Annotated in this window: 8 protein-coding genes; 3 read left to right on the forward strand and 5 right to left on the reverse strand. The window is 66.2% G+C overall.

Annotated elements, in window-relative coordinates:
• Nucleotides 1-20: 20 nt before the first annotated feature.
• Nucleotides 21-1,091 (reverse strand): 3-isopropylmalate dehydrogenase, encoded by a 1,071-nt coding sequence (locus ACE5CZ_RS12020; protein WP_374947565.1) that lies wholly within the window; start codon nucleotides 1,089-1,091, stop codon nucleotides 21-23.
• A gap of 95 nt (nucleotides 1,092-1,186) precedes the next feature.
• On the opposite strand from ACE5CZ_RS12020, the gene ACE5CZ_RS12025 reads away from it, so the two are divergent.
• Entirely contained in the window at nucleotides 1,187-1,438 is a 252-nt protein-coding gene (locus ACE5CZ_RS12025) for a DUF6458 family protein (protein WP_374947566.1), read from the forward strand.
• Between the two features lie 9 nt (nucleotides 1,439-1,447).
• Here the strand turns inward: ACE5CZ_RS12025 and ACE5CZ_RS12030 are convergent, their stop codons facing one another.
• A complete protein-coding gene (locus ACE5CZ_RS12030; RefSeq protein ID WP_374947567.1) occupies nucleotides 1,448-2,992 on the reverse strand; it encodes an MFS transporter in 1,545 nt (514 codons plus the stop codon).
• A 170-nt stretch (nucleotides 2,993-3,162) separates the two neighbouring features.
• Here ACE5CZ_RS12030 and ACE5CZ_RS12035 point away from each other — a divergent pair, with 170 nt between their 5' ends.
• Nucleotides 3,163-3,765 (forward strand): TetR family transcriptional regulator, encoded by a 603-nt coding sequence (locus tag ACE5CZ_RS12035; protein WP_374947568.1) that lies wholly within the window; start codon nucleotides 3,163-3,165, stop codon nucleotides 3,763-3,765.
• Nucleotides 3,766-3,821: 56 nt separating this feature from the next.
• On the opposite strand, the gene serA is transcribed toward ACE5CZ_RS12035, so the two are convergent.
• A complete protein-coding gene (serA, locus tag ACE5CZ_RS12040) occupies nucleotides 3,822-5,411 on the reverse strand; it encodes a phosphoglycerate dehydrogenase (protein WP_374947569.1) in 1,590 nt (529 codons plus the stop codon).
• An 89-nt stretch (nucleotides 5,412-5,500) separates the two neighbouring features.
• Here serA and ACE5CZ_RS12045 point away from each other — a divergent pair, with 89 nt between their 5' ends.
• Entirely contained in the window at nucleotides 5,501-5,899 is a 399-nt protein-coding gene (locus tag ACE5CZ_RS12045) for a DoxX family membrane protein (protein ID WP_374947570.1), read from the forward strand.
• On the opposite strand, the gene ACE5CZ_RS12050 is transcribed toward ACE5CZ_RS12045, so the two are convergent.
• Complete coding sequence (locus tag ACE5CZ_RS12050) at nucleotides 5,896-6,261, reverse strand: hypothetical protein (protein WP_374947571.1); 366 nt, start codon at nucleotides 6,259-6,261, stop codon at nucleotides 5,896-5,898. The two genes, ACE5CZ_RS12045 and ACE5CZ_RS12050, sit on opposite strands and share 4 nt — an antisense overlap.
• Nucleotides 6,262-6,270: 9 nt before the next feature.
• The coding region (locus tag ACE5CZ_RS12055; protein WP_374947572.1) for a hypothetical protein at nucleotides 6,271-6,744 on the reverse strand (474 nt) is incomplete at its 5' end.

The following is a 6,744-nucleotide window of genomic DNA, read 5'->3' on the forward strand; positions in this document are numbered from 1 at the left end:
TTAGTCGAGAAGGTTCGGAGTCAGCGTGCGAGCGACGCGGCGACCGCGTCGCGAACGGCGTCGCCTACGGCGCTCGTCGTGCGCGGCCGGTCTGGGTGCCGCGTCGCGATGTCGGCCGTCACGGCGTCGCGGATCGTGCCCGCGGCATCAGGAACCCCGAGATGATCGAGGAGGAGCGCCACCGACAGGATCGCGGCCGTGGGGTCGGCGATCTGCTTGCCTGCGATGTCGGGCGCGGATCCGTGGACCGGCTCGAACATGCTGGGGAAGGCTCCGTCGGGGTTGATGTTGCCCGAGGCCGCCAGGCCGATTCCGCCGCTGATTGCGCCGGCCAGATCGGTGAGGATATCGCCGAAGAGGTTGTCTGTGACGATCACGTCAAACCTAGCAGGATCGGTGACCAGAAAGATCGTGGCCGCATCGACGTGCAGGTAATCGACCATCACCTCGGGAAACTCGGCGCCGACCGTGTCGACGAGTCGGCGCCAGATGCCGCCCGCGAACGTGAGCACGTTCGTCTTGTGCACGAGGGTGAGCTTCTTCGCGGGCCGCGACTGCGCGAGCTCGAACGCGAACCGCACGACGCGCTCGACGCCGAAGGCCGTGTTGATCGACACCTCGTTGGCGATCTCATGCGGCGTTCCGACGCGGATGGCTCCGCCGTTGCCGACGTAGGGCCCCTCGGTTCCCTCGCGCACGACCACGAAGTCGACCTCGCCCGGGTTCGACAGCGGGCTCGCGACGCCGGGGTAGATCGTGGTGGGACGCAGGTTCACGTAGTGGTCGAGGGTGAAGCGCAGCTTGAGCAGCAGGCCGCGTTCGATGTTCGCGTTCGCGAGGCGCGGGTCGCCCGGCGCTCCCCCGACCGCGCCGAGCAGAATCGCGTCGTGCGACGAGATGGATGCGAGGTCGTCGTCGGTGAGCACGTCGCCGGTGGAGAGAAAACGGGTCGCACCGAGCGCGAAGTTCGTCTTCTCGACGGTGAGACCGGCCGACGGCGCGATCGCGTCGAGCACCTTGACGGCTTCTGCGACGACCTCCGGGCCGATGCCGTCTCCGGGAATGACGGCGAGTCTGATGGTGCGCGACATGGTGCTCCTGCGTTGGATCGGTGCGAAAACGACAAGTGCAAGATTACTTGTCAACGCCTTACCCGAGCGGACGCCCTGTTCATATGATGCCACTTATGAGTATTGGATTCGGAATCTTTCTGTTCGCCATCGGCGCCATCCTCGCGTTCGCGGTCCAAATCCAAGTCGATTGGATCGACCTGCGGATGGTCGGCTACATCCTGATGGGTGCCGGGTTCGTGGTGACGATTCTCGGACTGATCCTGATGATGCGCCGCCGACAGAGCAGTTCGACGACGCGCACGGCGGTCGACCCGGCCAGCGGCCAGCGGGTCACACGCCAAGAGAACTCGCAGGACCCGCTGTAACCGGCTCGTCTACGAACGCGCTGTGCGCAGAGACACGAGCGCCAACGCGATGGCGAGAACCATGAGGCCGACGCCGATGCCCGAGGTCAGCACTACGCCGCTGTCGAACGACTCCCGCGCCGATTCCAGCAGGCGATAGCCCGCGGGCCCGCCGATGGCCTCGGCCACGGAAACCGCGCCGCCCAGCGTCTCGTGAGCCGTCGCCGCGTTCTCATCGCTCAGTCCGGCGGGCAGGCTCACGCCACTGCGGTAGGCGGCGGTCAGGATGCTCCCCAGCACGGCTGTTCCGAGAACAGCACCGAGTTCGTACGAGGTCTCGGACACTCCCGATGCGGCGCCCGCCTTGTCGGCGGGAACCGACGAGATGATCAAATCGTTCGAGATCGTCTCGGCGGCCCCGATGCCGAGACCGAGCACCGCGAAGGCGATCGCGAGCGTCGTCTCGGTAGCCTCTTGACCGGTGACCATGATGATCGCATAGGCCGTAGCCGCGAGAGCAAGGCCGACCGCGACGACGAAACTGGGGCGGATCACCTTGACGATCGGCACGACCACCAGGCCGGCGGCGATCATGACCACGAGGCCGGGCACCAGCGCGAGCGCCGCATCGAGCGGGCTGAGCCGCAGCACGAGTTGCAGGTGCTGCGAGACGAAGAACAGAAAACCGACGAGAGAGAACACGCTCACGAGGTTGATGAGAACCGCGCCCGTGAAGGCTCCACGGCGGAACAGCCGCATGTCGAGCATCGGGTTCTCGCGGGCCAACTGTCGACGCACGAACAGCGTTCCCGCTGCCGCGCCGACGAGCATCAGAACAACCTGCGACCACTCGAAGCCGTGTGTCGCGAACTCCTTGATCGCGAAGACGAGAGGAACGAGTGTGATCATGGTGAGGCCGATGCTGATGATGTCGATCCGGCCCGGGTTGGGGTCGCGCGACTCCGGAACGAGAAGCGGTGCGAACACCAGCAGCGGAATCAGCACGGGCACCGCGAGGAGAAAGACCGAACCCCACCAGAAGTGCTCGAGCAGGATGCCGCCCACGATGGGGCCGAGCGCGGAACCGGCGGCGAAACCCGCGGCCCATATGGCGATGGCGAGCCTGCGCTGTTCACGGTCGAGAAAGATGCTGCGAAGCAACGACAGCGTCGACGGCATGAGCATGGCGCCGAAGAACCCGAGGCCGACGCGGGCGAGGATGAGGAGTTCGGCGGTGGGCGCGAACGCGGCCACGATCGACACCAGGGCGAAGCCCGTGGCACCGACCAGCAGCAGGCGGCGACGCCCCCAACGATCGCCGAGGTTTCCCATGGCGACCAGCAGGCCGGCGAGAACCAACGGGTAGGCGTCGATGATCCAGAGTTGTGCGGCCGCAGACGGGCGCAGCGATTCGGAGATGACCGGAAGGGCGAAGCTCAGCACCGTGTTGTCGACACTCGAGATGAGCACGGGCAGCATCAAGACGGCCAGCGCGAACCAATTGCGAATGGATGCGCGGGGCGGCCGCGCGGCGTCGGCGCGAGGGGCGGGCGTCGGTGTGGTGATGAGGGCCATGATAGACGTTTCAGTGTCGGAGTCGGAAAGCGAGGCGAATCACCACTATACCGTCCAGCCGGTACAGTGACAAGTTCCTCAACTGCTGACCCTCGTTCGGAATTCCCCACCGGTACGGCGCAATTGTGTCGGTAACCCCGCGAGCAGCTCAGACGGTTACGATCGACACGATGTCCGGAACTCCGAAGAACCCGCCGATCGACGCAGTCACGCCCGCCGTGGCGTCGACCCGCGATCGCATCATCGACGCCTTCGCCCAGCTGCTGGGCGAGAACGGCGAACGCGCCGCCACCCTCGACGCCGTCGCCGCGGCCGCCGGGGTCTCCAAGGGCGGGCTGCTCTACCATTTCAGCTCGAAAGAGGCGCTGATCGACGGCGTGCTCGAGCGGCTGGCCGCGCTGGTCGAACGCGATGTCGCGGCCATCCGGTCGTCGCCGTCGGGGCCTGTGGCGCACCTGATCCGCACATCCATGGCCACGGGAAGTGCGCTCGACAAGGCGCTCGTCGCGACGTCGCGCCTCGCGCAGGCCTCGAATTCGACGGCACGCGACGCGCTGCGCACCGCCAACGACGCCTGGTACGGAATCGTGCTCGAGAGCACGGGCGACCCGGTGCTCTCGCGGGCGATCATGCTGATCAGCGACGGCCTGGCCTACGGCTCGGCGTTTCTGCCGGGGTCGTCGACGCCCGAGACCGCCGAGCTCTCGAGCTCGGACATCGACGACCTCGTCGACCTGATCACCGAGGTCACGGCTCAGCGCGCAGGGCACTGAGCACCGTCGTTCCGTGAGCCTGTCGAAGGGCCCGCCTCGACAGGTTCAGCGGACGATCACTCGGTGAGGTCGATCTCCTGCAGCGAGTCTGCGTCGATGGCCGTACGCAGCTTCTCGAGCAGCTCCTCGGGGGCGGGTGAGTCGACGGTCAGCACACTGAGCGCCTTTCCGCCGGCGACATGGCGCGCGATCTGCATTCCGGCGATGTTGATGTCGGCGTCGCCGAACTCCTTGCCGTAGATGGCGACGATGCCGGGACGGTCGTCGTAGGTCATCACGATGAGGTGTTCGGCGAAGGGCACCTCGACGTCGTAGCCGTTGATGCCGACGATCTTTTCGATCTGCTTCGTGCCGGTCAGGGTTCCCGACACCGAGATCTGCGATCCGTCGCTCAGGGCACCCTCGAGTGTGATGAGGTTGCGGTACTCCTCGGATACGGCCTCGGTGATCAGGCGCACGGTCACGCCGCGCTGCTCGGCGAGCAGCGGAGCGTTGACGTAGGATACGGTCTCGCTCACGACGTTCGTGAAGATGCCCTTGAGCGCCGCCAGCTTGAGAACGCTCACGTCGAAGTCGACGATCTCGCCGCGCACGATGACATCGACGCTCGTGAGCGGGCTGTGCGCGAGGCCGGAGAACACCTGTCCGAGCTTCTCGACCAAGGGAATGCCGGGGCGCACCGTCGGGTCGATGACTCCGCCGGCCACGTTGACGGCATCCGGAACCAGCTCGCCCGACAGGGCGAGGCGAACCGACTTGGCGACCGAGACGCCGGCCTTCTCCTGCGCCTCGTCTGTGGATGCGCCCAGGTGGGGCGTCACCACGACGTTGGGCAGGGCGAGCAACGGCGAGCCGGTTGGCGGCTCGCTGACGAACACGTCGAGCCCGGCTCCCGCGATGGTGCCGGCGGTGAGCGCGCGGTGCAGGGCGTCTTCGTCGATGAGGCCGCCGCGGGCCACGTTGACGATGAACGAGGTGGGCTTCATCAGCGCCAGCTGTTCGTCGCTGATCATGCCTGTCGTCTCGGGCGTCTTCGGCATGTGGATGGTGATGAAGTCGCTCTGCGCGAGCAGCTCATCGAGGCTGAGAAGTGTCACGCCCAGCTGCTGCGCGCGGGCCGAGGTGACGTAGGGGTCGTACGCGACGACGTTGGTGCCGAACGCCTGCAGGCGTGCCGTGATCAGCGCGCCGATGCGGCCGAGCCCGATGATTCCGATGGTCTTCTCATACAGTTCGACGCCCGTGTAGGCGCTGCGCTTCCACTTGCCGTCGGCCAGTGCCGAATGAGCGGCCGGGATGTGACGGGCGAGGCTCAGAATATGGCCGACGGTGAGTTCGGCGGCCGAGATGATGTTCGAGGTGGGGGCGTTGACCACCATGACGCCGGCGGCGGTGGCAGCCTTGATGTCGACGTTGTCGAGGCCGACGCCGGCACGGGCCACGACCTTGAGCTTCGGAGCAGCTGCGATGGCCTCGGCGTCGACCTTGGTGGCGGAACGCACCAGAATCGCGTCGGCGTCGGCGAGTGCGTTCAGCAGGGCGGGGCGGTCTGTGCCATCGACGGTGACCACCTCGAAGTCGGGACCGAGCGCCTCGACGGTGGCGGGCGAGAGTTCTTCGGCGATCAAGACGACCGGTTTCGACACGGATCGGATCCTTCGGTTTGGCTCTGTAAAGAGGATTTAGGCGGGACTGCGCGGCCAGAAACAATAGTAGAGGCAGGCAGAATAGGCAGATGACCGATGCGACACTGACCGTAATAGTGACGATCGTGCGTATCCTCATCGCCGTGGTCTTCATCGGCATGGGCATCAATCACTTCGTGCCCAAGTCCGCGCGGGTGATGGCCAAGATGATTCCGCCGGCGCTCCGCCGCGAGGGAGCGCTCAGGCCGCTGAACCTCGTGTACTTCACGGGGGTCTGCGAGATCGCGGGCGGCATCGGACTACTCGTGCCGCAGACTCGCCTGGCGGCGGCGATTGCACTCGTCGTGTTTCTCGCGGCCGTCTTTCCCGCCAACGCCTACGCGGCCGCGGATCGCGAGCGTTTCGGCACCCTCGCCATCCCGTTCTGGCCCCGACTCGGCGGCCAGGTCGTGCTGGCCGCCCTGATCGTGTGGGTCGCGGTCGCCTAGAGCCCGCCGAGCAGCAGCGACTCGAGATCGGCCTTGATCACCATGGTGACCGCGAGGGCGACGAGAAAGACGACCGCCTTCGCCCACGCTGGGAGCTTGGAGCCGACGAGGAAGCCGAGTGCGTAGGTGACGACCGGGGCTGCGATCGATCCGACGAACACGAGCCACGAGACCCCGGAGAGTGCGAAGCCGAACGTGGCGATCGCCTCGAACAGATTGGCCACTCCGACCCAGACCCAGATGGCCGAGATCAGGGCGAAGAGCAGGGCGACGCCCCACCCGACCTTCTTCGAGAAGCTGAGCTCACGAAAAGTTGCTCTCGCGGCCGTGGCGTTCTGCGGTTCAGTGGTGTTCTTGCTCATGGCGGCGTCCTACGCTCCCTGGATGAAGGGCCAGGGCACGAGCACGAATGCGCCGAGCAGCAGCCAGCCGAGCCTCGAGCGCCAGGTTCTCTTCTGCGTGAGCAGCAGTGTCGCGACGAACCACAGTGGTGCGGCGGCGATCGAGAGGAACTGTCCGATACGGAAGCAGATCTCGAGAAAGAGACTGTCGAGCGGAAAGAACGTGACCGTCGTGCGGGCGACGACGATTGCCCAGCCGATCGTATACAGCAGGTAGACGCCGCCGATGATTCCGAGGGTGATGAGAACGGCCGAACTGAGTTGGGCCGAGGCTTTCTCTGCGGCGGCAAGTTCGGCTTCGACCTGCGCGTCTTCTGCCAGCTCGGCCACCTCGAGCACCGACAGTGCTTCGACACGCTCGGCAGCCGCTGGTGCGGCCTGGATGGGCGGGGTCAGCGTGGGGTCGTCGTCGCCTGCCCAGTGCAGCGCATCGTCATCGCGGCT

It is taken from the genome of Agreia sp., from assembly GCF_964263775.1.
Lineage (GTDB): Bacteria > Actinomycetota > Actinomycetes > Actinomycetales > Microbacteriaceae > Agreia.

Excerpts from the sequence above, each read along its gene's own strand:
- ACE5CZ_RS12050 (WP_374947571.1), bottom strand. The coding sequence starts at position 6,261 with ATGAGCAAGAACACCACTGAACCGCAGAACGCCACGGCCGCGAGAGCA.
- ACE5CZ_RS12025 (WP_374947566.1), top strand. The coding sequence starts at position 1,187 with ATGAGTATTGGATTCGGAATCTTTCTGTTCGCCATCGGCGCCATCCTC.
- ACE5CZ_RS12020 (WP_374947565.1), bottom strand. The coding sequence starts at position 1,091 with ATGTCGCGCACCATCAGACTCGCCGTCATTCCCGGAGACGGCATCGGC.
- ACE5CZ_RS12030 (WP_374947567.1), bottom strand. The coding sequence starts at position 2,992 with ATGGCCCTCATCACCACACCGACGCCCGCCCCTCGCGCCGACGCCGCG.
- ACE5CZ_RS12035 (WP_374947568.1), top strand. The coding sequence starts at position 3,163 with ATGTCCGGAACTCCGAAGAACCCGCCGATCGACGCAGTCACGCCCGCC.
- ACE5CZ_RS12045 (WP_374947570.1), top strand. The coding sequence starts at position 5,501 with ATGACCGATGCGACACTGACCGTAATAGTGACGATCGTGCGTATCCTC.